This is a genomic window from Microscilla marina ATCC 23134 (genome assembly GCF_000169175.1).
GTDB classification, from domain to species: domain Bacteria; phylum Bacteroidota; class Bacteroidia; order Cytophagales; family Microscillaceae; genus Microscilla; species Microscilla marina.
Window position 1 is genome coordinate 109,972 of the sequence record NZ_AAWS01000022.1, and the last position, 26,794, is coordinate 136,765.

20 protein-coding genes are annotated in these 26,794 nt (G+C 40.7%); 15 read left to right on the forward strand and 5 right to left on the reverse strand.

The features are described 5' to 3' along the window. Positions 1-2,772 carry a cation-transporting P-type ATPase gene (locus M23134_RS20270; RefSeq protein ID WP_002699296.1) on the reverse strand — a complete coding sequence of 924 codons (2,772 nt, stop codon included), beginning with the start codon at positions 2,770-2,772 and terminating at the stop codon, positions 1-3. A 472-nt stretch (positions 2,773-3,244) separates the two neighbouring features. Between M23134_RS20270 and M23134_RS20275 the strand changes: the two genes are divergently transcribed. Beyond that, positions 3,245-3,460 (forward strand): helicase associated domain-containing protein, encoded by a 216-nt coding sequence (locus M23134_RS20275; RefSeq protein ID WP_002699299.1) that lies wholly within the window; start codon positions 3,245-3,247, stop codon positions 3,458-3,460. A gap of 71 nt (positions 3,461-3,531) precedes the next feature. On the opposite strand, the gene M23134_RS20280 is transcribed toward M23134_RS20275, so the two are convergent. Further along, on the reverse strand, positions 3,532-4,671 hold the full coding sequence (locus M23134_RS20280) for a transporter substrate-binding domain-containing protein (protein ID WP_002699300.1): 1,140 nt from the start codon (positions 4,669-4,671) through the stop codon (positions 3,532-3,534). A gap of 407 nt (positions 4,672-5,078) precedes the next feature. On the opposite strand from M23134_RS20280, the gene M23134_RS20285 reads away from it, so the two are divergent. The 6 genes from M23134_RS20285 (at position 5,079) to M23134_RS20310 (ending at position 13,286) form a co-directional block, all read left to right on the forward strand. After that, positions 5,079-5,612 carry a hypothetical protein gene (locus tag M23134_RS20285; RefSeq protein ID WP_002699302.1) on the forward strand — a complete coding sequence of 178 codons (534 nt, stop codon included), beginning with the start codon at positions 5,079-5,081 and terminating at the stop codon, positions 5,610-5,612. A 555-nt stretch (positions 5,613-6,167) separates the two neighbouring features. Next, positions 6,168-6,647 carry a DUF1987 domain-containing protein gene (locus M23134_RS20290; RefSeq protein WP_002699304.1) on the forward strand — a complete coding sequence of 160 codons (480 nt, stop codon included), beginning with the start codon at positions 6,168-6,170 and terminating at the stop codon, positions 6,645-6,647. 905 nt (positions 6,648-7,552) lie between these two features. Next, positions 7,553-10,720, forward strand: coding sequence for an ELWxxDGT repeat protein (locus M23134_RS38555; RefSeq protein WP_002699306.1), 3,168 nt, complete (start codon positions 7,553-7,555; stop codon positions 10,718-10,720). A gap of 355 nt (positions 10,721-11,075) precedes the next feature. After that, positions 11,076-11,645, forward strand: a complete 570-nt coding sequence (locus M23134_RS20300; protein ID WP_002699308.1) for a peroxiredoxin — start codon at positions 11,076-11,078, stop codon at positions 11,643-11,645. Positions 11,646-11,829: 184 nt separating this feature from the next. Then, positions 11,830-12,408 carry a carboxymuconolactone decarboxylase family protein gene (locus M23134_RS20305; protein ID WP_045113969.1) on the forward strand — a complete coding sequence of 193 codons (579 nt, stop codon included), beginning with the start codon at positions 11,830-11,832 and terminating at the stop codon, positions 12,406-12,408. A 320-nt stretch (positions 12,409-12,728) separates the two neighbouring features. After that, entirely contained in the window at positions 12,729-13,286 is a 558-nt protein-coding gene (locus tag M23134_RS20310; RefSeq protein ID WP_002699313.1) for a GNAT family N-acetyltransferase, read from the forward strand. Between the two features lie 284 nt (positions 13,287-13,570). On the opposite strand, the gene M23134_RS20315 is transcribed toward M23134_RS20310, so the two are convergent. Next, positions 13,571-16,291 (reverse strand): putative LPS assembly protein LptD, encoded by a 2,721-nt coding sequence (locus tag M23134_RS20315; RefSeq protein WP_157558563.1) that lies wholly within the window; start codon positions 16,289-16,291, stop codon positions 13,571-13,573. 310 nt (positions 16,292-16,601) lie between these two features. Here M23134_RS20315 and M23134_RS20320 point away from each other — a divergent pair, with 310 nt between their 5' ends. From M23134_RS20320 to M23134_RS20355, 8 genes are all read left to right on the forward strand, one after another. Continuing rightward, on the forward strand, positions 16,602-17,429 hold the full coding sequence (locus M23134_RS20320; RefSeq protein ID WP_002699318.1) for an N-acetylmuramoyl-L-alanine amidase family protein: 828 nt from the start codon (positions 16,602-16,604) through the stop codon (positions 17,427-17,429). Positions 17,430-18,185: 756 nt separating this feature from the next. After that, positions 18,186-19,157, forward strand: a complete 972-nt coding sequence (locus tag M23134_RS20325) for an MlaD family protein (protein WP_002699319.1) — start codon at positions 18,186-18,188, stop codon at positions 19,155-19,157. Between the two features lie 265 nt (positions 19,158-19,422). Beyond that, positions 19,423-20,592, forward strand: a complete 1,170-nt coding sequence (locus M23134_RS20330; protein ID WP_002699322.1) for a homogentisate 1,2-dioxygenase — start codon at positions 19,423-19,425, stop codon at positions 20,590-20,592. Positions 20,593-21,510: 918 nt separating this feature from the next. Further along, on the forward strand, positions 21,511-22,638 hold the full coding sequence (gene hppD, locus M23134_RS20335) for a 4-hydroxyphenylpyruvate dioxygenase (RefSeq protein ID WP_002699324.1): 1,128 nt from the start codon (positions 21,511-21,513) through the stop codon (positions 22,636-22,638). A 166-nt stretch (positions 22,639-22,804) separates the two neighbouring features. Further along, positions 22,805-23,143, forward strand: a complete 339-nt coding sequence (locus M23134_RS20340; RefSeq protein ID WP_045113970.1) for a hypothetical protein — start codon at positions 22,805-22,807, stop codon at positions 23,141-23,143. Between the two features lie 356 nt (positions 23,144-23,499). Next, positions 23,500-23,832: a hypothetical protein gene (locus tag M23134_RS20345; RefSeq protein ID WP_002699328.1), complete on the forward strand. Its 333-nt coding sequence runs from the start codon at positions 23,500-23,502 to the stop codon at positions 23,830-23,832. Positions 23,833-24,045: 213 nt separating this feature from the next. Continuing rightward, the gene (locus M23134_RS20350) at positions 24,046-24,669 is read left to right on the forward strand and encodes a TetR/AcrR family transcriptional regulator (protein WP_002699330.1); all 624 of its coding nucleotides are present in this window, start codon (positions 24,046-24,048) and stop codon (positions 24,667-24,669) included. Positions 24,670-24,705: 36 nt separating this feature from the next. Continuing rightward, positions 24,706-25,185, forward strand: coding sequence for an Mpo1 family 2-hydroxy fatty acid dioxygenase (locus M23134_RS20355; protein WP_002699347.1), 480 nt, complete (start codon positions 24,706-24,708; stop codon positions 25,183-25,185). Positions 25,186-25,285: 100 nt separating this feature from the next. Here the strand turns inward: M23134_RS20355 and M23134_RS20360 are convergent, their stop codons facing one another. Both M23134_RS20360 and M23134_RS20365 read right to left on the reverse strand, forming a co-directional pair. Further along, on the reverse strand, positions 25,286-25,621 hold the full coding sequence (locus M23134_RS20360) for a hypothetical protein (RefSeq protein WP_002699349.1): 336 nt from the start codon (positions 25,619-25,621) through the stop codon (positions 25,286-25,288). 195 nt (positions 25,622-25,816) lie between these two features. After that, on the reverse strand, positions 25,817-26,680 hold the full coding sequence (locus tag M23134_RS20365) for a DUF2911 domain-containing protein (protein ID WP_045113971.1): 864 nt from the start codon (positions 26,678-26,680) through the stop codon (positions 25,817-25,819). Positions 26,681-26,794 lie beyond the last annotated feature (114 nt).

The window sequence follows — 26,794 nt, forward strand, 5'->3', positions numbered from 1 at the left end:
TCATTGTTTTGGTTTGCGAAGCAAGTGTACATTAGAAGTAAAAGTGCCGTGTTTTTTCCATCTTTTGATGGTTTTCTCACACTCTACCAAGCCATACAACAACGAGCTGATTGCCAAGACTACTACCCAGGATTTTGGGCTCATAGGGGCGGTATTAAATATCTTGTTCATAAAAGGGGAGTATACCAGCAGAAGCTGTAAACTAGTCATGATAATTACGCCCAATACAAGCCAGAGGTTGGAGAAAAAGCCTATTTTGAACTGAGAGAATTCAAGGGAGCGGGTATTGAATAAATAAAACAGTTCGCCAAAAACAATGATATTGACACAAATGGTTTGCGCCTCCTGCGCAGGCGCACCAGCTCTGATGGCCTGATGATAGACTGCATATACCCCTGCCACTAACAAACCACTTACCCAGCAAATTCTCCAAATAAGAGGCGATGTAATCAAAGGTGTTTTGGGGTTGCGGGGAGGTCTTTGCATCACGTCGGGTTCCAGGGGCTCAAAAGCCAGCATAGAGCCTAAAAAAATCGCTGTTGTCATATTAATCCACAAAATTTGTAAAGGAGTAATGGGCAAAGCCAACCCCAGCAGAGACGCAATCAAAATAACTACTCCTTCGGTGATATTGGTGGGCAAAGTCCAGATAATAAACTTGACTAAATTATCCAATACTCTTCTTCCTTCTTCTACAGCAGCCTTGATGCTTGAAAAGTTATCGTCTGTTAATATAATGTCAGCAGTTTCTTTTACTACTTCGGTACCTGTAATGCCCATAGCTACCCCAATATCGGCTTGCCTTAAGGCAGGAGCATCGTTTACCCCATCTCCAGTCATGGCCACTATGTGCCCTTCTTGCTGCAGTGCCTTTACCAAAGCGAGCTTTTGAGCTGGGCTTACCCTTGCAAATACTGATTTTTCTTTGGCTGCCTGAACAAATTCTTCTTCGCTCAATTCATTCATGACTGCACCCGTAATCTCTTGGTTGGCAGCTTTATCGTCGTGTAAACCTAATTTTTTGGCTATAGCTGCCGCAGTGACTACATGATCTCCTGTAATCATTTTTACCTCAATGCCTGCCGACTTACAGGCAGCTACTGCGTTGATGGCGTTGGGGCGGGGAGGATCAGCCATTGCTTGCAAACCCAAAAAAGTGAGCCCTTCTTGTACATCACCGTGTTTTATGTCGCTGGTAGACTTGGGAAACTCTTTGCGGGCAAATGCCAATATTCTCATTCCTTTTTCACCAAACTCCTGTACTTTATGTTGGATTTCCTGGTGGTCAATTGGGTGAATTTCGTGATTCCAGTCCAAGGCATTGCTACAGGCAGCCAGCACTTTTTCGATAGACCCTTTTACATACATTACATGTACATCATCTTTTTGGTGCAAAGTAGCCATGTATTGGTATTCCGATTCAAAAGGAATGACATCTACACGAGGGGTCAGTTTGTTTTGTTTATCTGTGTCAAGGCCTGCTTTGAGGGCAGAAGTAAGCAAAGCACCTTCGGTAGGGTCCCCTTCAATTTTCCATAACTCGTCTTGTTGTAACAACCGTGAATCGTTGCAAAGCAGTCCCGCCTTAAGAAGTTCATTCAACGCAAAGGAGGCGTCTTGTTCAAGCGGTTTAGAGATAGGGAGTTGTTTGTTTTCCGGAGTTGGTGGTGCTTCTAGGGTAAACTCACCCAAAGGACGGTACCCCTCTCCGCTTACCCCAAAAGTTTTGCCGCCTGCCAGCACCCGTTGTACTGTCATTTCGTTTTGAGTAAGTGTGCCGGTTTTGTCAGAACAAATCACAGTAGTGCTGCCCAGGGTTTCTACCGCAGGTAGTTTTCTAATAATTACTTTTCTTTTTGACATGCGCGATACACCAATGGCGAGGGTAATGGTAACTACCGCAGGCAAGCCCTCTGGAATAGCACCTACCGCCAACGCTACCCCTTCCAGCAACACGTCACTCAATTCGTTGCCTCTCAAAATGCCCGCTGTGATGGTAAGCCCAGCTAAAATTAAAATGATAGAAAGCACAAAGCGACTAAATCCGGCAATTTTTCGGGTAAGGGGAGTAGCCAATATATCTGCTGAGGCAATCATTTGATTAATCTTCCCAATTTCGGTTTGGTCGCTGGTATTCACCACTACACCAGTAGCTACTCCATGTGTTACCAAAGTAGATGCATACGCCATGTTGGTACGGTCGGCCAATACCACGTTTTTTTCTAATGAATTGGCTTGTTTATCTGAAGGGATAGATTCTCCCGTGAGCGCAGACTCATCTATTTGTAAATCTTTGGTCAGAATCAGACGTAAGTCGGCAGGAACCCGGTCACCAGATTGCAGGGTAACGATATCTCCTGGTACCAAATCTGTTACTGAAACCATCTTCTTTTCCTGGTTTCTAATGACTGTGTTTTCAGCGTTGAGCTCTTTTGACAAAGATTGAATTGCCCTGAGTGCTTTTACCTCTTCGACAAAGCCTATGACTGAATTGATAATGACCACCAGAAAAATCACGATCATCTCTACCCATTCTTGCAAAATTCCTACACCGATTCCTGCAATGATCAGAATATATACCAGGGGCTGATGAAACTCTTTGAGAAAAATCTTTAATAAACTTTCGCCTTTTTTTTGGGTAAGCACATTGGGGCCGTGGCTTTGTAGCCTTTTATCTGCTTCTTGTTGGGTAAGGCCGATTTTGCTGTTGGTTTTTAGCATTTTGACTGCTTCTGTGGCGGTCATTATATGCCAATCGGTTCTTTTTTTCATTTTTAATTGTTCAATTTAGGTAAAGCCATGCGTTGTTTTGGGTAACTGGCTTTATCGAAAGGATGGTGTTTTACAGATAGTTTGTTATTAAGGAAGTGTTTACCCACCTTAGGTTTCTTTTCTACCCATACAACACACAAATATTGTTGGATTTGTTCACAATTTACAAACGGGAATGGGCAATGCAAATCCTACAAAAAAAATGTGCTTGTATGTTTTTAAATTCATAAAACTCCCTCGATTTTTAATATCTGACTAAGACTATTCGATGGTTTTTTAACAAAAAACAAAGTAGAGACCTCGTTCAACTGATGTAGCCATGAACCTGAAAATGCCGGTTGGCAGGTCCACTTGGGGCTATGAACAGAGCTTATCGTGGTTGCTCTTGGTGCTTAGTCAAGTATTGAGTTGGAGATAAGGTTTAGTGAAGTAATAAAGTAATTCAAGGCATTCAAAATGGTCAAAGTTCGCTTTGTCTCCAGATCAAATTATTCAGTTCCATTACTTAGAGAAGGCAGGTTTTATTTGGTCATTTTTAGAAGATGTATGGATGAAGTCTTATGAGGAGCTATGTGTATACAAAAGAACACATGACCATTTTATGATACCCACAGGTAAAGAGCGTTTATCGTTAAATAACTGGCTTTTTTCCCGACGAAAGAAATTTAAAGAAGGCAAACTTGCCTAGCACTTTGTCGATTTATCAGAAAATTTTGGTGCGGAGTGGAAAGTACCTAACCAGAGTAATTTAAGTGCAAACTACTCTGTCCTACCCAAATAATTAAACAAGAGGTCTTTCCAGTGGGGTTCAGTGGTTTTTTCCAGCAATATAAGGTTAATGCCCTCGCGAAGGTCGCTGCCCGAAGGGAGGCACACACTATAGTATTGATACTTAAATTTATAAGGTAAGAGCTTGAGGTTGTTTACTCGCCCTTGTTTGATAAGGTATCGCATCAAAGGTTCATCGTACAACATGGCATCTATTTCTTTGTTTTTTACTGCCTGCATACCCTCAAGTGGGGTGGCGTATATTTTGGGCAATACCCGGTTTCTACGCAAATACTGTAAACTGCTCGATTTTTTTACCGTACCCACTTTAATTTTTGCCAGGTCACGTACATTCTCCACCTTGTGTTCGGGAGGGTCTGAGTTGAGCACCGATGAGGTGGCTGCGATCAAACTAGACACCGACAAAATGGTGAAAAACATCCAGATAATGGCAATAAACCTTCCGCCAGCTGTAATAGGCGTTTTGTCGCCGTAGCCTACTGTAGTCATAGTAACAGCAGCCCACCAAAATCCGGAGCCGATCCCCTTTTTAAAAGATTCATCGAACCCAGGGTTTTTTTTACGCTCGAAAAGCCAGATAAGCCCACCAAAAATAAGAAACAAGGCAATAAGTGCTCCTATGGTGCTGATAAAGCGAGGAGATAAAATACGAGAGATGAGCAGTTTAATACTCCCTTCTTTGGGGCGTACTGCTATCCCTAAACTTGTAACATAATAAGGATGCGTAAAATCTACCAGCTCTTCTCGCTCACGGGTAATACTAATGGCAGCAATGGCAGCATCTAACGAACCGTCTTGTACCCCTTTTAACAAACCTGACATACCGCGTTCTTCCCATCTAAAACTAATCTTGAGTTTTGCCGAAATAGATTCCCAGAGGTTTACACTAATGCCAGTCCAGGAGCCATCAGGGTTTTTAATGGCAAAGGGAGGAGCTTCTTTGATTCCGATCACATATTTTTGACGAAAAACCACAGAATCTCTCGAGTCGTCTGTTGTTTCATCAAATGAGGTTACCTGCACAATGTCATCTTCTTGCCCATGCGCTACAGGTATTGTGCATAAAACCAACCATATCAATAAAAATATATTTCTTAAAATGTTTGACATTTAATCAACTTCTTTAGCTTAATAACCATTGACAATTGCCAGCAAAACTTGGTAAAAGTCAGGCATTGTGCTGGTTCAGGTTCGTATATGATGAGGGTATGCATAAAAGAACACTGCTTTTGTTGTACCATCATAGATTAATCAACTCCTTGTAAATGAGGGGGTGTCACGATTAAAATTCGTATAACTACCTTAAACATGGCTACTAGTGAAAATCGTGCCATGCTTTTAAAGTAGATTCAAGGCAATAACCGCAAAACATCCTGCAATCATCACACCTAAGTAAATCACCACTGCTACATTTTAAGTAAATTAACAGCTCATACTTGGTGTTCCAGTGCAGAGGTTTAGCGCAGGTTTTTGATCCGATATGATGGTTTTTACTGAATTTTGTTATATTTGTTATTATGGACAACTTTCAAATATTTGCATACATTGTCATTGCAATCATTTACCTGATTTATAAATCAAACAATGCAGGTAAAAAGAAGAAAAACGTAGGCAACAAGCCCAAACCTACTCCACGAAGACCTGCCCCAAAAACTACTGCTACTTCGTCGTCATCAAGCCAAAACCAAGAGTTGCAAAGCTTTCTGAAGGAGCTATCAAAAGACCTGGATAAACCAACACAAGAAGAAAAAGAATATTCTCCCACGACCGATTCGCAAATCTTGCAGCCTATCAGCGACTTTGCCGAGATACAAGAAGCACAACAAGAGCATGCCAGGCGAGTGGCAGACGAGCGTTTGTCGCAGGCACAAAAAAAACGTTTGGGGCATGCCAGGTCAGTATCTACTTTGTCTGAAGAGCAACAAAGCCAATTAGAACACGCCAAGTCGGTAACGGATAGTAAAAAAAGAAAGCGAGAAAAAATAATGACAAATGCCTCAGATGTGCGCAAAGCCTTTATTATGTCAGAAGTGTTTAAACGTAAATTCTAGCGCACTCCTTATATTATATATACACTATCCAACCGTTTATGATGAGCACCCCACTTGATCGTAAACGGTTGAGTAGCTTTAGAGCAATAAACAGAAATCACATTACTAAAAAAAGTGATTGATATTGTATAGTTGATTTGTCTGATTATTATGTGGTCATCCAATGCAGTCAGTCAGCGTTTATTGAGCAAAAAAGCCATTTTTTGCTTGATACGTAAGTGTTTTTTGTTGGTGAAACTTACACTTAACATATTATTTTGCTAAAAATTGAAACAAAGCACTTATATAGCCTTTTTTATCGGTTTTTACCCAAAATCTTTCATGAAGCCAGTCAATTTGAGTGTGATGACAAGAAGTTTTACTAGAAAAAATGTAAAATCCTGAGGCAAACTATCTGAACATGGACATGAGACAAGTCCTGGTTTTAAGAGATGTTATTTTTTTTAGTTAATTTTGGGGTGTTAAATTATAACATATATACTCTAACCAAAGCATATCTCTTAAACCATAGTTGATCCTTTTCAGCGCTCATATTTACTATTATTGACCTGCAAAATGACTATTCACTGGTTTTCATTAGTGATGGCATTATTACTTAAAACAAGCATGAGGAATCTGATATTAAAGGAAAGTAAAAAGATTTTTACTAATCCTTCTGTAAAATTAAATGCACAAACCGGAAAGTGTGACATAATTGGTGAATCATTTATAGAGAATGCATCTGAATTTTATCAACCTGTATTTGACTGGTTGAACGCATATACTGAAAAAATCAAAGGAGAAATGGTGTGGAGTTTCCGCATGGAATATTTCAATTCTAGCTCCGCCAAAGTGATCACTAATTTACTCAAAACCTTGAAAAGGTATGAACAAAACGGAGGCAAAGTCACGGTTAATTGGTATTACCCAAGCTATAACATGGCCCTGCTCGAAGACGGAGAGTGTTTGAGTGATGTGAGTCGTCTTAAATTTAATTTTGTCTTATATCAAGCATCTCCACCTCCAAGGCGTACCAAGGTACAAATCAAAAAGTAACTTATACACAAAACTCAACATGAGTTGATATTATAAACTGCCAGGTTTAACTTTTTTAAACTTCGCAGTTTTATTTTTTTCTGCCGATCACCGAATCCTATATTAGGCTTTTTTACATAAAGCCTAATAAACATCTGCCAACCGGACCACTTTTTCTTTTTTTTCCCTGCTTTGAACTCTGCAAGGCAAACCTAAAAACCCAAACATTGGTTCTTTGCCATAATCTTACTTTGCTATACCAGCACCTAGCTTTTTTTTTGACTTGATAATCGATGTATTACTCAACTGTATGTCAATAAAGTGCTAATAAGTAAGGGGTTGTACTACTCAATCAATGTTGCTATCAAGGGAAATGGGCTGCTTTCTTACATCATACTTACATTCCATAAATATTTGTATAGTTTTGTAGCCAAATAATCCATTTTATCCAGAGATAGCGATGTTACATAATTCCTACTTTACATCAGGCTTGTACACACACTATTTATCAGCTGTGCACGCTCCAAAACTGCCTACCATTGGCCTATCATGCTTACAGTTGATAGTCATCAATTCTACACATCCTGGTTCTTTTATTACTTAAAAACCCCGACAGGGGCAAGCTTTAAGCAACAAGTCGCAAGTCCTTAGATACCGATGAATATCGGTGCCCCGCAGGCGGGATGTCGGCGTAGCCTCCACTAGGCAAACCTTGTTTAACTGCGTTGAGCTCATCACAGCAAATTGCTGTAGATTCGGTTCATAAGTAACTACACTTTTGTATCGTTTTGATTTTCAACGACTTATAAGAAGCGTGTTTAAAAGCACCTATGGTTTCTAATTGAATTTTATCCAGGAATATATTTTCACAGGAGGCAATCTATCCTGATTGTGTCCTATTCTTAACAACCATTTTAACAAAAATCATGAAACATAATTATTTACTGATTATCGCTTTATTGTTGGGTGTTTGCCTTAGCAGCTATGCGCAAGCCCCTACGCCTGTATCGGATAAGACACCAAGTGGACATCCGGTAGTTTTTAAAAACAAATTATACTTTTTTGTGGGCACCGAGTTCTGGAGCAGTGATGGCATTACTACTACCATGGTAAAAGACCTGAACGAAGGAGCTTATTTTAACAACTTTACCATACACAAAGATCAACTGTTCTTTACTGCGGGTAGTGTAGCTGGCAAAAACTTATGGGTAAGTGATGGAACAGCCGCAGGCACTCGCTTGGTAGACGACATTGACTATAGGTCGGCTTCGAACTTGTTGTCACACGGAAACGATGTCTACTTTCTCGCCACTGACGATGTAAACGGGGCTGAACTGAGAAAAACCGATGGAACAACTACCAGCACCATCAACATTAAAACGGGGGCAGGTAGCTCAAACGCTACGCCTTTGATTGTGTATGGAGATGTGAAGTTTGGCAAAAAAATGTACTTTGCTGCTGACAGATCAAATGGCAAAGAGCTATGGGTAACAGATAACCGATACAATGGATATACTTACCAAATTACTGACATTTGGGGAGGACCTAATTCTTCTAACCCTGAGCGTATGATTGAGTACAAGGGCAAGTTGTATTTTGTGGCAAACAACGGCAAACTTGGCAAAGAGTTGTACGAAACCAATGGCTTGGGCATAGACACCAAGTTGGTGAAAGACATTAACCCTGGTGCGGATGGTTCTGACGCCAGAGACTTTGTGGTGTGTAACAACCAATTGTTTTTTAGCGCTGAAGATGGCACACACGGCTACGAGCTGTGGGTAACCGATGGCACCAAAGAAGGTACTAAAATGGTCAAAGATATTTATGCCAACAGCTCTTCTTACCCTTATCACCTCACTGCCTACAACGACAAATTATACTTTAGCGCCAACAATGAACTCACTGGCAACCTAGAGTTGTGGGTGAGCGATGGTACTGAAGCAGGCACCAAAATGTTGAAAGAAATTAACGTCAATGACAGCGCAGATCCACACAATTTTAAAGTGTACAACAGCAAGCTTTATTTTGTGGCAAACGATGGTACACATGGTAATGAGCTATGGGAAACTGACGGCACCGAAGCGGGTACTAAACTAGTAGTCGACTTGAACCCAGGTTATGGTTCTTCGAACCCCAACAACTTGGTGGTATACAATAACAAACTCTTTTTCTCGGCAAACAATGGCGAGGGGCACAAGCTATGGAAATACGATGCGGATGGCTCTACCCCACCAGACCCAGTAAACCAATACGCCATCAATACCCCGGTAGTAAACTGTCAGGACGAGACTTTTTGTGTGACCCTCAAAGCCAAAACAGAGGTAACTACTGGAATTATAGGAATGGACTACTGCCTACAATACGATGCCAACCTAATGGAGCCTACGGGTAGTGTAACCTTGGGCAACGTGGTAAACCATAGTGGCAATAGCTATGGCACTTATAAGCTCAACACCAACACCAGCGGGCAATTACACGCCTCTATTTATTATAAAGGTGATGCGCCTGTAGGTACTTTTTTCCAGGGCTTGGGCGATGTTATATGTGTAGAGTTTCGCCTAAAGGCAGGTACTACAGTAACCAAAGGCGATCTTATCAGTTGCGAATTGGTAGAATCATATACTTTAAAAGATGTAAATAAAACGGTTGACCCAGGGGATGTAACCGTGACCGACAATGCCCAAAAAGTAAAAGGAGCAATCATTTATTGGAACCAAGGTGGCGCTGACCAACCGTTGGCGTATGACCCCAATAACCCGAATGATTATTTGGCTACCAATATTTATAGCAGCAATGGCGCGGGTTCTTCTTTATCTGCCGAAGCAGTACAGCCTGATTTGAACGGTGTATTTGTTTTTGAGCCAGCTAAAGGTTCTCATTTAGTAATTAAGCGCGACGTTGCGGCAAACCCTCACATGATGTCGGTAATCAATGGAATGGACTGCTATTATGCGGCTTTGATTACTACGCTTGACGACCAAACCAATGGGGTGAGATGGATACCCAATGCTTTTCAGACGTTAGCGGCAGATGTAAACATGAATGGTGAGGTACACGCGGGCGACATTACGCTCATGCAGCAACGCATTACGCTCAAAACTGCTCAATACCCTCAGGTATGGAACCACGACGTTGCCACTGGACAGCCATTACCCAACGTTGGACCTTCGCTTGACTGGCGTTTTGTAGATGCCCATACTACTTTTAAAGGGGCAGATTTTAAGCCAGTAGCTAACTACCCAGTAAGAAATGGTCAGCCTACCGATGATGGCTACTGGCGCGACAAAGTACCTGCCTCGCCTCAACACCTGCCTACTACTGCAGCTTCGTTTTGTGATCAAGGCTTTAAAAACCTGATCTATGGCGTTTTGTTAGGCGATGTAGACGGTAACTGGAAAACCACTGCAGGCAACCAATTGAGAACTACCGAAAAAGAAGGTACGTTGATGGTAGACTTGTTCAATGCAGAAAAACTAGAAGATGGTAGTTTTAAGGTACCTGTAACCTATCAATACAATACTACAGTACACGCCATTGACTTTAACTTGGGGTATAATGCCCAACAGTTGACTGTGAGCGATATTTCAACGTCGCGTAAAGGAAGTGATGCCAATGTGCAAATGTTGTGGAACAACCACCAAAACAAGCAAGTATTGCTTACCTCTTATAGTGTACAAGGAATGAGTACTTCTGCTACGGCTTATTACCTTACGGTAAAGGCAGTAGATGGAAAGTTAAACCAAGCGATGTTTGCCAACTTTAAAGGTTTTATCAACGGAAAAGCCGCCAATATGAGGGTAATCAGCACGGCAAAAGACTTGAACGAGCTCAAAGCCGCCAAAGAGGTAAATGTGTACCCTATGCCAAGTACTAGCGGCGATTTTGCGGTAAGCTATACCCACATTGCCAACACCCAACCTACTTTTGCTTTGCACGATTTAAACGGACAAAAGCAAGTAATTGCTACCACTATTACCGAAGATGGTAAAGTGAAGGTAAAAACCCAAGGGCTAAAAAGTGGTATATATATGCTCAAAATCAGCGATGAAAACGGGCATTTGATTGCCACCAAACGTGTGATGATACAGAAGTAAACTTTGATTGCTGACTTAAGTTTGTAATTGATTCTTTACTATAAAGGGGAAGTGTGTGACCTGGGGTCATGGGCTTCCCTTTTTGTTTATGCACATTTCCCATTTTTTTAAGAAAAACACCACGCACTATTATGAACGGTATTTCGTGACTAATGCCAAATATTATTTCAATTTAACTCACTGAAAAAGAATAGGTTAATTTTTGTAAATAAAATAGTTATATCGCAAATTGAAATAAGTCAATTATAGTTTTTTCTAATTGTAGAATAGAAATAATTGATTTGAATGATAAGAGGTAAAATAAGATATTTGCAATACAAAATTGAAAAACAAACCAATATAAACAATACATATTATGTCACAAGGAATCATTACTGTAGGAACTGAGTTCCCTTCATTCAAAAAAACTGCTGTTGTATCTTTAGAAAAAGGAAAAGAGTTTGCTGACATCTCTTCTGAGAGCTTCAAAAACGACGAAGGACGTTGGACTGTAATGTTTTGGTGGCCAAAAGATTTTACTTTTGTATGTCCTACTGAAATCGCTGAGTTTAACAACAACTTTGATGAATTCAGAGACCGTGACACTACTTTGATTGGTGCTTCTACCGACTCTGAGTTTGTACACCTTGCCTGGAGAAACAACCACGACGATCTACGCGGTTTGAAATTCCCTATGCTTGCCGATACTTCTAAGTCTTTGGCAGAAGAGTTAGGTATTTTGGAAGCCAACGAAAAAATTGCTTACCGTGCTACTTTCATCATCGACCCTGAAGGTATTGTACGTTGGGTATCTGTATACGACCTGAACGTTGGGCGTAACGTAGAAGAAGTGATCCGTGTATTGGACGCTTTACAAACTGACGAGCTTTGCCCATGTAACTGGGAAAAAGGCGAAGAAACTTTGACTGCAGCTTTGGCTGAATAATTTTGTCAAGAATAATATAGAAAGGAGGCTTGTCCTCCTTTTTTTAGCTTTCACAAAGCAAATGCAAAATATTTAAAGTGTTGATTGTCAGTGATTAATAGCTTAATTGAGCATTTTTACTTTTCAATTAAAAAGCTCCCAACTACTGACTCCCAACTACCAACTATTCTCAATATTCAAACATATGATACAAGAAGTAGCAAGCGATTTATTACAAGATTTGGGTGTAAACCCTGAAGATGCAAGTGTAGCCTTTAACACCGTAGTAGACGGAGAGTCGCGCTATATCAAAGACTTGCGCATTAACCTCAAGAATGCTTTCAAAGCCAAAAACCTGAGCCAAAAAGAGGCCGCTTTGATTGCCCTATCGGTAGCCGCCAACGAGCAAAACGATATTTTGCAAAAGCTGTTTACTGCTCAGGCAAAAACTGCCGAAGCCAGTGAAGCAGAAATAGCCGAGGCAGTAGCTTGTGCCTCACTGCTTGCCGCCAACAACGTATTTTATCGTTTCCGTCATTTTATGAACAAAGATAAATACAACACCATTCCGGCGGGCATCAAAATGCAAATAATGATGAAGCCAGTAAGTGGCAAAGAATTTTTTGAATTAATGAGTTTGGCCATTTCAGCCGTCAATGGTTGCGAAATGTGTGTAACAGCGCACGAAAAGTCATTGTTAGAACTAGGTGCCACCGAAGAGCGCGTGTTCGATGCAGTACGCATTGCCTCGGTAGTAGTAAGTGCTACTAAGTTGATTTATTAACTCAAGTTACGCAGTTTTCTGAAAGTCACCTGTTTCTATTGTTGAATGGCTATATTGTTGCGCAATGCGTAGCCCAACCATTGAGCAATAAAGCCATATAACCATCAAAATAAGTAGGTCTGCGTAACTTCAGTTATTAATACTCTGCCACACAAAGAAACTGAAGCCCTCATTCGTATATCAAAAAGCGAGTGAGGGCTTTTATTTTTTTCAAATAAGACAGTGATTGCTAAGGTTTATCAAAGTCCTGTTCACAGGGCAGACATGTTGCTAAGTGTATAAATTGTGCGTATGGTTTTATAAAAAATATTTGGTTATCTATGAAACAACTAGTTTATACTACGCTCCATGGCCCTCAGGAGATAAAACAACTACTGGCTTTACAGCAACGCAACTTGCCTGTAAACATAAGCACCAGTGAGGCACATGAACAGGGGTTTGTAACAGTAGAACACGATTTTGAATTGATGCAAGCCATGAACAGTACCGAAGCCCACATCATAGCCAAAGACGGTGACACTGTGGTAGGGTATTGTTTGGTAATGTTAGAAAGTTTTCAAGACCGTATTCCAGTGCTCCAGCCTATGTTTGACCTTTTTGGTAACCTTAGCTATCGGCAAAAACCGTTGAGTGACTATTGCTTTTTTGTGATGGGGCAAGTTTGCATTGACAAAGCTTACCGGGGGCAAGGGGTGTTTGACGGGATGTATGCTCAATTGGGGCAGGTGTATGGCAGCAAGTACGATTTTGTGGTGACTGAAGTAGCCACCCGCAATCAGCGTTCAATCAAAGCCCATGCGCGGGTAGGTTTTCAACTCTTGCACCAATATACTGACCCTCGCGGTGAAGCCTGGGATATTATCTTGTGGGATTTTTAGCTTTTTCTTGACTGTTTGTATTGAGCCTTTAGCTTTAGTTTAACTATTTGTACGGAGCCTTTAGCTTTTTCTTGAGCTACGCTAAGTTTTTAACCTTTAGCCCTTGCTCGATGGTGATTGTTATATTTGCGAAAGCGAGAAAACTACACGAAGACCGGAAAGGCTAAAGCTTCACGAAGAACAGAAAAGCTAAAGGCTAAAGCTCCACAAAGAACAGAAAAGCTAAAGGCTAAACCCCCGCGAAGACCAGAAAGGCTAAAGGCTACACAAAGACCAAAAAAGCCCTAATTATCAAACCAGGTACGGCGGCGACTAAGCTTTAAATCCTGAAGAATGGCTGCCTTTACCTTGAGGTCAAACGTAAATGACTGAAACTGACCAAAAGGAATCCAACCAAAACTCATCTCCCAACAATGCAAGTCTTTGTATACATTGAGCGAGGTATAAGATAAAGTTTTGGCGTCAAAATCATACCCCGAAGTAGCACTTATTTTCCAGGTTTTCGACAAGCTTACATCCCCGTTAAAGTTGAGGTTTCGGGTAACAACACTTTTCTGAAAACCTTGTTTGGAATAGCTCATATTAAAACTCATATTAAGCCGCCAGGGAATCTCAAAGTCTACATAAGCATTAGGGTCATTCATTATTTGCCTTTGGGTAAGCTCTGAGTTTTCTCTGGCATCATTGAGCTGATTCATCTTTTTTTGCCGCTTTCGCCTAAACGACTCTGGAGTAAAGTTAGCCGACAGTGCAATGCTTGCCTGGTTTATTTGTCCCCTTATCTGAGGGTTGGTAATGCTCAAGTCTCGTGACCAGGCGTATACATCACGTTGGCGTTGAATAATGTTGCCTCCTTCATTGCTTACCAGTTCCCAGGTGTAGGGGTCGTAAGTAGCCGTAGAATTAAGATCTATAAAACCCAGCAAACGGGTACGTGCCGTAATAGACACCCTGGTGAGGTTAAACGAGTCTGCCAGAAAATTGTACCCACTGGCAAACGAAAGGTTTTCTAACAATTTTATTTTTTTAGTACCCTCAGCATTGGTGGTGTCTTTATCGTCTTTTACCTTCATCTCTACCGTGTTTGACAATGAGAAGCCCATTACGGCACTTTTGCCCCCTGCGGGTGCCCCTTGTACAAAGCCAGCGCCATTATAACGCGAAACGAGTGTACCCTCAGGATTTGAAGTAGTTCTTACATTTTGGAAATAGTCATAGCGTGCTTCGGAGAAATCGGGGCGGTAAGAAAAGCTCACCGATGGGTTCATGATGTGGCGAATGCCCACTACCTTTTTGCTCAGAAAACGAATATTTTGGTAAGTACCATAAATCCGCGTGTTGAGCGATATACTGGCATTGTACGACGAAGCACGTGAAAACCCATTCAATGTGTCAACCACTACCGCGTCGGGGTTAGAGTCGTCGTAGTTTAGTTTCTTGGGGTACCACCATTCTTCGTAAGAAAAAGTAGGGTTTAAACTTATGTATTTGAACAGTTTCATAGTAGTAGACACCGGAATGGTATGCTTGATGCCCATACTACCCCGGCGGCTAATGATAGCCCAGTTAGCAAAATTAAAATCTACCTTTGCCGTATCGAGTCCATTGGGTGAGGTAAACGCCCCTGGTGACGGCGCCTGGTTGGTAAGGCGGTTGGTAGCCGATGCGGTATAAGAAAAACTCAGGTTTTGGATGGGGTTTTTAGCGGCTTTTCCTTTTTTCTTAAAGGGATAAACCCGGTTCATCTGCAGGTTTATTTCGGGCAAACTCATATTCATAATTTCAGTTTGCACATTTTGATCGTGCCTGAGGTTAACTCCCAGGTTAAAAGGAATTTCGCCTACATTAAAAGTATTGCTGTACGAAATACTAGAGTTAAAAGTATTGGACAGGCGATTTTCTGTCTGAAACGTGTTATTGGCGTTGTACCTGGAAGACCCAGCCCTTACCGATGCCGAAAAACGTGCCGACCCTCTGGGCACTGGCGAGTGGTTCCAGGTGACCCAAAAATCTTCTGAGACTGCCCTGTTCAAGTCACCCGTAATGTTTTTGTTAAATGCCAACGATGCCGAACCGTTGAATCTGTACCGCTTTTTGTATTCTGTGTTCATTGTGGCTCCCCAACTACCATTGGTATAAAAGTCGGTGAGAAAAGTAATGCCTATATAAGGGTTTACTGCCCAGTAATATCCCCCTTGCCGCAAAAAGAAACCCCGTTCTCTTTCTTCGCCATAAGTGGGTATAATAATGCCTGAAGTATTGCGGGAGGTAAACGGAAATATACCAAACAAAAAGCCCAGTGGGGTAGGGGAGTCTTTGATATAAAGGTTGAAAGGTCCCGTTACGATTTGCTTTTCTGGTACCAGCTTTAGTTTATAAGATTGGATATGAAAATGAGGGTTGGCAAGGTTGCAGGTAGTATATTTACCATTGAGCCCAAAAGTTTCGTTTTTTTCGTTTTTCTTGGCCTTTTCCAGAATAATGTAGCCTTCTCCTTGTTTGGTTACTACCCGGTTGATAATTCCCTTGCGGGTTTTGTAGTTGTATACCATAGAGTCAGCTTCATAGGAGCCTGCATCATCTTTAAACACCGGGCGCCCAATGACCTTGCCGGTTGAATCATCTTTGATAGCTTTTGCCGTGATAAGATTGGTTTTCATGTTAATCTCTATAAATGCGGCTGTAAGCTTGGTAGCGCCATAGTCTACTTTGGCCTCTCCATAGAGGTACATTATTTTGCCGGTTACATCCATCATGATTGAGTCACGGGCATCATATTTTATCGTAGTGGTAATGTCGCCTTTGGGAGGGCGTTGGGTGTTGTTTTTACGGGTACTATCGCCCAGGCGTACTTCGGTAGAGTCTCGTATTTTGGTGGTGTCTGATCGCTCAATGTCAACTGTGGTGTTTTTTTTAAGGCTATCTTTGGTTGTTATCTGCCCTTGCACTGCCTGCGATGCAAACATCACAACTAACATTATCCACACTCCCCAAAATTTAGGCATATTGCACATACTTTCTTTACTTCTGTTCTTTATATGTTTTCTCTGAGAGTATGTTTAAATTTTGCCTTCGGAGTTAAAAATGATGAGTTTTTTGTGTTGGCGAGGCGTATTTTTAAGGGAATAGCCATAGCTATTGACGCAAAAATCAACAAAGTCAGCGCGTAAAAATCTCTTTTTTAACCCAGATTATGATTTTTAAACATACTCTGAAACTGTTATCAAGGCAAAACCAGCCACAAATTTATATATTATCTTTTTCAAATTTCTTTAAAAAAATCACAATTTTGCAACAAAAATAATACGAGCAACCATGTTGAAACGTCTCTTGTTGATTTCTTGCCTTTTTATTGTCTGTATCAGTACCTCTTTTTTGCCTGTTCATGTCTCACAAGCGCCTGATAAAAGTGAAGTGTTGCTTGGTTACAAGGTAAAAACAGTAGTGATAGATGCCGGGCATGGTGGCAAAGACCCTGGTACATTGGGCAAACATACCAAAGAAAAAAATATCACCCTAAGAGTTGCGTTGGAACTTGGGCGAATCATCAAAAGAAATTTGCCGGGCGTAAAGGTAGTTTATACCCGAACTACTGACAAGTTTGTAGAGCTTTATCGCCGTACAGAGTTAGCCAACCGTATCAAAGCCGATCTTTTTATCTCTATACATTGCAATGCTGCCGCGCGCAAAGCCCGTAACCGCAGCAGAGCAAAAGGAGCTGAAGTATACGTCATGGGTAACCATGTATCGGAGGACAATCTGGCGATAGCCAAGCGCGAAAATTCCTCTATATTGCTTGAAAAAAACTATCAACGCAATTATGGTGGGTTTGATCCCAACTCTCCCCAGTCTTATATATTATTGGCCATGAGCCAACAAGTACACATGAAGCATAGCCTAAACTTTGCCCGTAAGATTGACTGGGAGATAAAAAACAAGGTAAGGCGCAAAACCCGTGGAGTAAAGCAGGCAGGGTTTTATGTGTTGGCGCGTACCGCCATGCCCAGTGTATTGGTAGAGCTGGGTTTTTTGTCTAACCCCGGAGAAGAACGGTTTTTAAATGATGCATTGGGGCAAATTTATATGGCGTCTGCCATTTTTAGAGCATTTAGGGCGTATAAGAAAGAGCTAGAGGTGAAATAAATATTAAGCCGGCATCAGCGCTATAAGTAGAACTTATTTATTTTATATTTAATGATGGTTGAGTACCTAACTGAAACAAAAGAGAATAAAAACTATCAATTAAATTTAAACTTTTGATTAGTAATCATAAATTTGAATAGTTTTCTATATTACAATACTCCGCAGTGATTTTAGTCAAAGTTGTTTGCTGGTTGTCAGTTGTTTATGAATTTAAAAACTATTTAATTGGGTGTTTAGGCGTAAAACCGAAACACTTTTAAAAATAAAGTGAGTACGCAATCTTAATATAAAATACTGGTTTACAGCATTTAACAAGGTGAACTCTTACTCAAATGAGCTATGGACTATAGGCTAAATACTTTTATTTAACTACGTTTTTTATAAGTTACTAAAAATCAACATGATAGAAAAAGTGCAGTTACCTGTGAACCGAATCTATTTCTAAATCCCGATTTATATTTATCGGGGCAGCAATTTGCTGTGATGAGTTCAACGCAGTTAACCAGGGTGTAGCACCGATATTCATCGGTATCTAAAGACTTGCGACTTGTCGCTTGAAGCTTGCCCCTGCAGGCGCTATGGACTATTGATATTATACACACCTAACAAAAAGGGGTGATTTGGTGATGAATCGCTTAAGTTATATGTGTAGCACCATTTAATTAACAAAAGACATAGAAAGACAATACAGTCCAGAAGTTAAAAACAAACTGATGGTTGTATCTGTTTGATTGACAGAAACTTTATACCCATTACATGAACATATCTAAAGAATTTAAAATTGGTTTGCTTGCCTTAGTGGCTGGGGCAGCTTTATATCTGGGGTTTAACTTTTTGAAAGGTTCTAACTTCTTTTCAAGTGCCAACCATTACTATGTGATGTATTCCGATATCAAAGGTTTAACCGTGTCGAACCCGGTAACGGTCAATGGTTTTCAGGTAGGAAGGGTGAGAGAAATTAAGATACTGCAAAAAGACAATAACAAAATGATGGTAGATGTAGCATTGCGTGGCGACTTGGTATTGGGCAAAGATGCCTCTATAAAGTTGGGGTCGGTAGACCTGCTAAGTGGTATGCAGCTCATGCTCAATGTGGGCAAAGCTGACCTGAACAACCCTGACAACAACCTACAGCACGGCGACACCATAAAGAACGCTGCCTATATGGATGGTATGCTCGACAAGGTGACCAAACATGTAGAACCTCTCACCAAAAAAATAGACTCTACCCTTATTTATGTCAATGAGCTGCTCAAAGAACTGGGCGGGACAGGTACCAAAGTGAAAGAAGTACTTAGCAATACGGCAAGCCTGACTGGAACGCTCGACAATACACTCAAAACACAAGGGAGCAACATCGACGTTATTATGCGAAACTTAAAGTCTTTGTCTGTTTCGTTGATAGAGACAGAAAAAAGCGTGAAGCCTATCATTGCCAAGGTTGATAATATTGCCAGCAAAGCAGAAAAACTTGAACTTGACAAAACTATCCAAAAGGTCGAAAACACTGTTGCTCAACTCAACGAAGTAATTGAAACGGTTAATCAGGGGCAGGGAACATTGGGCAAATTGATCAAAAACGACTCTTTGTACAACAACCTGGAGAGGCTCACCGGCAATCTTGACAAAGTATTGATTGATTTTAGGGAAAACCCTAAAAAATATGTCCACTTCTCGGTGTTTGGAAAGAAGGATAAAAAGAAGAAGGATAAAAAAAGTAAAAAGTAAAATATCGAATTTATACCCTTATGAAAGTCTTTTTGAAAGTGATTGTAAAATCTTTCAAAAAGACTTTTTTTTATTAAATAAATTCAAAAAAGCCTGATTATTCCCTCTAGTCATTTTCTTAACTGAGATAGATCATTTTTTTTCCTGTTTTTTTTTGTAAGATGCTCAAAAATAGCTTTTAAATACTGACAAAGGTCATTTTTTTCAATGCTATTTTAACTCAAATTTGTACAATTATTTTCCAAGACAGTTAAAAAAAAGAGATATGTCAACTTACCACTCATTAGGGAAAATACCCAAGAAAAGACACATTCAGTTTAGCAATAATCAAGGAGGACTTTACTCTGAAGAGTTGTTTGGTACAATGGGTTTTTCGGGAAAATACTCAAATGTTTACCACATTCACCCACCTACTCAGGTAAAGCACGCCGGCGAACCTATCGACATTAGCCCTGAGATAGCCATTGAGAAGAACTTAAAAAACATGAGTTTTAAAGGTTTCGATATTGAGCCACAGGACGACTACCTGGCGAGCCGTAAACCTTTGATGGTAAATAACGATTTGCATGTGATCATTGCTGCGCCTCGCAAAACCATGGATTACTTTTACAAAAATGTGGAAGCTGATGAAATGTTGTTTGTACATAAAGGATCAGGCACGCTCAAAACTATGTTTGGTAGCCTGCAGTTTGAATATGGCGACTATGTGGTGATTCCGAAGGGAATGATTTATCAATTGCATTTTGATACTGAAGACAATCGTTTGCTCATTGTAGAGTCGTTTAGCTCGGTAGAAACCCCCAAAAGGTACCGCAACGAATATGGCCAGTTGCTTGAGCACTCCCCGTTTTGCGAAAGAGATATAAAACGCCCTACTGCTTTGGAAACTTATGACGAAGTGGGTGATTTTGATGTACGTATTAAAAAGCACGGAGCCATTTACCCTTATGTATATGCCAACCACCCTTTTGACGTAGTAGGTTGGGACGGTTTTCATTACCCGTATGCTTTTTCTATCCACGATTTTGAACCCATCACTGGTCGCATTCACATGCCGCCACCTATCCATCAGACGTTTGAGGCGCACAACTTTGTGATCTGCTCTTTTGTTCCGCGTATGTACGACTATCACCCTGAGGCTATTCCCGCTCCTTACAACCATAGCAATATCGACTCCGACGAGGTGTTGTATTATGTAGATGGTGATTTTATGAGCCGCAACGGTATTACTAAAGGGCAACTTACCCTGCATCCTGGTGGTTTGGTACATGGGCCTCACCCTGGTGCAGTAGAGCGCAGCATTGGCAAAAAAGAAACCCAGGAGCTTGCGGTCATGATCGACCCTTTTAACCCTTTCAAGATCACCAAAGAAGCCATGGGCATCGAAGTTCCCGATTATTATAAGTCGTGGCTGGCAGAGCACGTGAGCATTTAGTTTTTTTGAGCTACGCTGATTTTTAGCCTTTAGCTTTAGTTTAACTGTTTGTAGGGGTCTTTTAGCCTTTTTTTGAGCTACGCTGATTTTTAGCCTTTAGCTTTAGTTTAACTGTTTGTAGGGGGCTTTTAGCTTTTTTTTGAGCTACGCTGATTTTTAGCCTTTAGCTTTAGTTTAACTGTTTGTAGGGGTCTTTTAGCTTTTTTTTGAGCTACGCTGATTTTTAGCCTTTAGCTTTAGTTTAACTGTTTGTAGGGGGCTTTTAGCTTTTTTTTGAGCTACGCTGATTTTTAGCCTTTAGCTTTAGTTTAACTGTTTGTAGGGGTCTTTTAGCCTTTTTTTGAGCTACGCTGATTTTTAGCCTTTAGCTTTAGTTTAACTGTTTGTAGGGGGCTTTTAGCCTTTTTTTGAGCTACGCTGATTTTTAGCCTTTAGCCTTAGTTTAACTGTTTGTAGAGGTCTTTTAGCTTTTTTTTGAGCTACGCTGATTTTTAGCCTTTAGCTTTAGTTTAACTGTTTGTAGGGGGCTTTTAGTTTTTGCTTGATGGTAATTATCATATTTGCGAAAGCGAGAAAAACTATACGAAGACCAAAAAGGCTAAAAGTCAACGGCTAAAGCTACGCAAAGACCAGAAAGGCTAAAGGCTAAAACTACACAAAGAATAAAAAAACTAACGGCTAACCCCCACGAAGAACAGAAAGGCTAAAAGCTACACCCCTGCGAAGACCAGAAAGGCTAAAGGCTAATAAAGCTACGCAAAGAACAAAAAGGCTAACAGCTAACCCCCACGAGGAACAGAAAGGCTAAAAGCTAATGGCTAAAGCTACACGAAGACCAGAAAGGCTAAAGGCTAATAAAGCTACACAAAGAACAAAAAGGCTAACAGCTACACAAACACCCAAAAAAGAAAAATAAATATGGATACAGTAATAGAAACATCAAAAACCACCAACCAACAAGAATTCTTACCCATCAACGGTACCGATTATCTTGAGTTTTATGTGGGCAATGCCAAGCAGGCAGCCTATTTTTATAAGTCAGCTTTTGGTTTTCAGTCGCTGGCATACGCCGGGCTGGAGACAGGGCTTACCGATCGTACCTCTTATGTAGTGCGTCAGGGCAAAATTACGTTGGTATTGACTGCACCTATGCAGCCTGGCAACGAAATAACCCACCACCTGGAGCGTCACGGCGATGGGGTAAAGGTGATTGCGTTTTGGGTAGAAGATGCCGAAAAATCGTACAACGAAACGGTGAAACGCGGGGCAAGATCGTTCCTGAAGCCTACTGTAGAAACAGACGAACACGGAGAAATAAAAAAGGCAGGGATTCATACCTATGGCGATACGGTACACATGTTTATTGAGCGTAAAAACTACCAAGGAGTATTTTTGCCAGGTTTCGAAAAGTGGGAAAGCGACTACCAACCCAACGAAATAGGGCTTAAGTATGTAGATCATTGTGTGGGCAACGTAGACTGGGGGCAAATGAACCACTGGGCAAAGTTTTATGAAAATGTGATGGGTTTCTCAAACCTGATTACATTTGACGACAAGGACATCTCGACCGACTACACAGCCTTGATGAGCAAAGTGATGCAAAATGGCAATGGTAGAATCAAATTTCCAATCAATGAGCCTGCCTTGGGCAAGAAAAAGTCTCAGATAGAAGAGTACATCCAGTTTTATGGGGGAGCCGGTTGCCAACACATTGCGGTAGCTACTGACGACATAGTGCATGCCGTGTCGGAACTAAAGCGTCGCGGGGTAGAATTTTTGTATGTACCCAGCGATTACTACGATACAGTAGGCGAGCGATGTGGTGAAATAGAAGAGGATCTTAAGGTGTTGAAAGACCTGGGAATATTGGTAGACCGCGACGAAGAAGGCTACTTGTTGCAGATTTTTACCAAACCTGTAGAAGACCGTCCTACATTATTTTATGAGATCATTCAACGCAAAGGAGCACACTCGTTTGGCAAGGGTAACTTTCAGGCTTTGTTTGAATCTATAGAGGCAGAGCAAGCCCGTAGGGGTACGCTGTAGTACTACAATATCAAGTAGTTGTATGACTAAATTGTTTTGTGGCAAACTACAAAACGGTTTAGTTTTTTTCTTTTAGTTTTTTTGGCAAAATTTGCAGCAGATAAATGGTTATAACCGTAATGGTTTGAATACCACAATACACAACATATAAACAAGTTTTAAAAACGTGAAAATACGATTATCTTCAATTGCTTTCTTAGCCTTATGGCTTATGGTATTGACCGCCTGCACAAAACAACCTGCTCCTGGACCTGAGGATCCACTGACCAATAAAACTGTAGTGGGTAAAATAATAAATACCGGGCTGGTAGCCGCTGATGGTTGCGGATACCTTGTGCGTACCGAAACTGGACAAGAACTGAAACCTTTGAACTTGAGTGCTGATTTTCAGCAGGATGGTATCGATGTGGTGGTGACTTATCGCTTAAACAGTGAACCTTTTTCGTGTGGGTTATTGCCTACCATACTTACCGCGGTTACTATTGTAAATATCACCAAATTATAAACCGACCTTAGGAACTATCTCTACTTTTGGGCTGAAAATGGAAAGGTTTGGTTTTGCCTGTCTTTGTCAAGATTATGGCACACAAAAAGGCTCAGCTTAGAAGCAAAATATTGATTTTGTAACTCATAAAAAGGCGAGATAAATTCTTAAGTCAGGCATCAAAAATCAATACAAAAAAAAGGCACTGATCAGTGCCTTTTTTTTGTGTAAATAAATTATTGTGTCACACAACTTAAGCTTGTTTGTTATATAAAATATAAATAAATATGTCTTGCAATGGGTTTGCTCTAAGCATTAACATAGAGCAACCTTCAGCGCTCGGTGTCCATCTGTTGTCACTCTTAACCAAAAAAAATATGCAAAAAAAAACAGCTTCATTTATTTTCTTTTTACTGCTATTAGTTGTGTCTTATGCCTGCACCAAACAGGCTTCATCTTTGGCAACTGCTGAAAACAGCCAAGCCATTGTGGGCAAGGTGTTGTACACCGGGTCGGTCGCTGCCGATGGTTGTGGGTATATCATTAGTGCCAAAGGCAAAAGACTCAAACCCGTAAATCTGGACCAGGCATTTCGACAAAATGGGTTAGACATCTTGTTTACCTACCAAGTCAGTAATCAAGAGTTTTCGTGTGGCATGCAAGCCACCAAGCTTACTACTGTAGACATTTTGAGCATCAAAAAGCGCTAAGAACACACAGCGTACCCCCTCAAAGTAAGTAACCACCAGTCATTGGTTGCCCATGCATCTATCTATGGTGTCTTGGTGCTTGTGACAAATGAGGAGGTTTCTTGAACCTTAAGGGGGCATTGGCACTTACTTTAGTAAATACTTTCTAATTTTTTTGATATATTAGTATTAATTAACTAATGTTGTAATATGTAAATAATTAAATGTACTATTTTGAAAGATGTCATTGTAAAAACAGCCATTCGTTTGTTCAACCAAAAAGGTTTTGCCCATGTATCTATGAAACAAATTGCCGATGAGCTAAAGATGAGTGCTGGAAACCTGAGTTATCATTTTAAAACCAAAGAAGTATTGTTGGCGAATATTTACACCCAAATGCGCACTGAGGCTGTAAACTATATTTTGCCTGATACCTACCTTACTTTGCATCATTTCGAAGAGATTATCCAAAAGTTTACCCAACACCAACAGCAGTATGCTTTTTTCTTTCAAGATGTGGTAAACATCGTACGGGCTTACCCAGAAATTGCCGCTCAATATCACGAAACCACCCAAAAACGTTTTGTGCAAGCCCGCCAATTGATCAATTATTATATTGAAACAGAGCGGCTTAAGCCCGCAGACGAAGCAGTAAACTATGATCAGTTGATACATGTAGTCTGGATGGTGACTACTTTTTGGGCATCACAGGCACAAATTGCCCAAATGCCCGGTTATACAGTCAATCAGTGTCAGCCTATAGAGCTATTATGGAACCTGATTATTCCATTGATGACCAAAAAAGGCAAAGAAGAATACAAGCAAATACGAAAGTTTGTAAAGCTTAATAAATCATAAAACCCGGAAATTTTTATTACACAAAAATAAGTTATTATGAGAAAGGTAGATCAGTTACTGGACGAGTACGGCGAAAGCCACCAAACCAAGTTTAACAAATTAATTCACTATATCTGTGTGCCCGCCATTGTGTTTAGCGTAGTAGGTTTACTTGCCTGCATACCCTTAGGTTTTTTGGCGCGCATGTTACCAGCGTCATTGGCGCCCTACGCCCACCTGGGGTCTGTGCTTATTGTATTGAGCCTATTGTTTTACTTGCGTTTGTCGGTGCCTTTGGCTATAGGTATGTTCTTTTACTCGGCATTGGTGTTGTGGGGCAACTACCAAATAGTAGCCGCAGGTTTGCCTCTGTGGTTGGTATCAGTGGCTATTTTTGTAGTAGCCTGGATATTCCAGTTTATAGGGCACAATCACGAGGGTAAAAAACCGTCGTTTCTCAAAGACGTACAATTTCTAATGGTAGGTCCTGCCTGGATTTTAGGCTTTGTGTTTCGCAAATGGGGCATACCTTATTAATTCCCACTTTCAAGCGGCAAGTCTCAGGTAAATTTGTCGCTTGAAAATAAAGGCTTTGCTGATAGAAGTCGTTTTGTAAAAAAGTCTAAACGACCATTGCTTATACCTCTTCAATTATCGACTCTCCCTCCGAACAATCACCACTTGTCCATTGCCACTTTTCGTGTAAACGGGTTTTTCCATTAGGTAACACCTCCGGCGTAGACACACAACGCCCAGTCATAAACTCCATTTGTTGATTAAGGTGTTGGTAACGCATCTCTATTTGCCCTTGTGCGTTTACCTTGCCTATCAGGTTGCCCTGTTTTATTTGTCCCCCTTTATAACTAGCTGTTATTACATCACCATTTTGTTGGTAATGAAAAAGCGTTTCACTGCTTACTTCGCCATTATCGGTATTGTTTACCGAACGAAATTGTTTGTTGTGATAATTCATTATGTACACTTGTATTTTAATACGCTATCTTGCTAAATAATGCTGGAAGAAGCATCGAAAAAAATGGTAGACCTGCCGTTTTGTATTCATCATTTTTGAGAACCAAAACTTTTACGAATTGTAAAACAATGCCACTCTTTACGCAATTTTATACCTGCCAGGTTCTGAAAGCCTGGCAGGTACGGCTGAGACAATCTACTTATTCAATTGCTTTTCCCATTGACTAATTAGTTTTTGGTTAAGGCGTACATAATCAGGGTTACCTGCTTTATTTGCCTTTACTATGCTAGTTTTGGCAGTAGCAATTGCCCCTTTATAGTCTTTAAGTTTTCCTTGAATTTTGGCTTTTAGGTGCGCTATCCAATAAGCCGAAGGTGCGAGTGTTACCGCCTTATTTACCCAACCAAGGGCTTTGTCTAAGTCGCGGTTGGTGTTGTAATAATACGTGGCAGACTCAAAGTACAAGCTAGTAAGGGCACGCTCAGGGTTTTGCATATAACGGTTAATACTTGCCATTACTTTAGCGTCTACATCACTGGTTATTTTGAAAGAAACCACCGTGTTTTCCCACATGAGGTTCAAGTGAGCCGCGTTAGGGGCAAAATTAGAGAAATCAATCGTAAACGACTCAAAGGTATGCTTGGTTTGAGTAGCAGCTACTTTAAACCTCATCAAATCATTTTTTTCCTGGTATACAGTTCCCCAGGCAATGCCTTTGTTTAAAATAATTGTCCATTCTTTTTTGCCTGGAATGGTATAAAGCGAGTATTTTCCTTTAGGCACCTCTTTGCCCGCTATGCTTACTTTGTCGCCAAAAGCTATAGTAGTGGCCATATTGGCACCTGTACGCCAGATTCTACCATAAGAAATAATGCCACCAAAAATCTTACGTCCCTTTATACCAGGGCGCGAGTAAGAAACAGTAATGTCGGTTAAACCCACTTTTTGCTGTAGGGTGGCTTGTGGGCTGGGTGCAGGCAAGCCTATATTTAACTGTGCTTTGGCCTGAAACAATCCACCAAGACAAAAAAGGGTAATAAGTAGGGTAATTCTTTTCATTGTGAAAAAACGATGTGTTGATTTAAGAATGATTAATTTTGCAACAAACATAGAGAGTTTGTGACAAAAACCTTGTTAAAGTAGTGTTATTTGTAGTGTGCTTAACTTTTCAAT

Excerpts from the sequence above, each read along its gene's own strand:
- M23134_RS20300 (WP_002699308.1), top strand. The coding sequence starts at position 11,076 with ATGTCACAAGGAATCATTACTGTAGGAACTGAGTTCCCTTCATTCAAA.
- M23134_RS20280 (WP_002699300.1), bottom strand. The coding sequence starts at position 4,671 with ATGTCAAACATTTTAAGAAATATATTTTTATTGATATGGTTGGTTTTA.
- M23134_RS20270 (WP_002699296.1), bottom strand. The coding sequence starts at position 2,772 with ATGAAAAAAAGAACCGATTGGCATATAATGACCGCCACAGAAGCAGTC.
- M23134_RS20325 (WP_002699319.1), top strand. The coding sequence starts at position 18,186 with ATGAACATATCTAAAGAATTTAAAATTGGTTTGCTTGCCTTAGTGGCT.
- M23134_RS20365 (WP_045113971.1), bottom strand. The coding sequence starts at position 26,680 with ATGAAAAGAATTACCCTACTTATTACCCTTTTTTGTCTTGGTGGATTG.
- M23134_RS20315 (WP_157558563.1), bottom strand. The coding sequence starts at position 16,291 with ATGCCTAAATTTTGGGGAGTGTGGATAATGTTAGTTGTGATGTTTGCA.
- M23134_RS20310 (WP_002699313.1), top strand. The coding sequence starts at position 12,729 with ATGAAACAACTAGTTTATACTACGCTCCATGGCCCTCAGGAGATAAAA.
- M23134_RS38555 (WP_002699306.1), top strand. The coding sequence starts at position 7,553 with ATGAAACATAATTATTTACTGATTATCGCTTTATTGTTGGGTGTTTGC.
- M23134_RS20345 (WP_002699328.1), top strand. The coding sequence starts at position 23,500 with ATGCAAAAAAAAACAGCTTCATTTATTTTCTTTTTACTGCTATTAGTT.
- M23134_RS20285 (WP_002699302.1), top strand. The coding sequence starts at position 5,079 with ATGGACAACTTTCAAATATTTGCATACATTGTCATTGCAATCATTTAC.
- M23134_RS20290 (WP_002699304.1), top strand. The coding sequence starts at position 6,168 with ATGACTATTCACTGGTTTTCATTAGTGATGGCATTATTACTTAAAACA.
- M23134_RS20320 (WP_002699318.1), top strand. The coding sequence starts at position 16,602 with ATGTTGAAACGTCTCTTGTTGATTTCTTGCCTTTTTATTGTCTGTATC.
- M23134_RS20305 (WP_045113969.1), top strand. The coding sequence starts at position 11,830 with ATGATACAAGAAGTAGCAAGCGATTTATTACAAGATTTGGGTGTAAAC.
- M23134_RS20330 (WP_002699322.1), top strand. The coding sequence starts at position 19,423 with ATGTCAACTTACCACTCATTAGGGAAAATACCCAAGAAAAGACACATT.
- M23134_RS20360 (WP_002699349.1), bottom strand. The coding sequence starts at position 25,621 with ATGAATTATCACAACAAACAATTTCGTTCGGTAAACAATACCGATAAT.
- M23134_RS20355 (WP_002699347.1), top strand. The coding sequence starts at position 24,706 with ATGAGAAAGGTAGATCAGTTACTGGACGAGTACGGCGAAAGCCACCAA.
- hppD (WP_002699324.1), top strand. The coding sequence starts at position 21,511 with ATGGATACAGTAATAGAAACATCAAAAACCACCAACCAACAAGAATTC.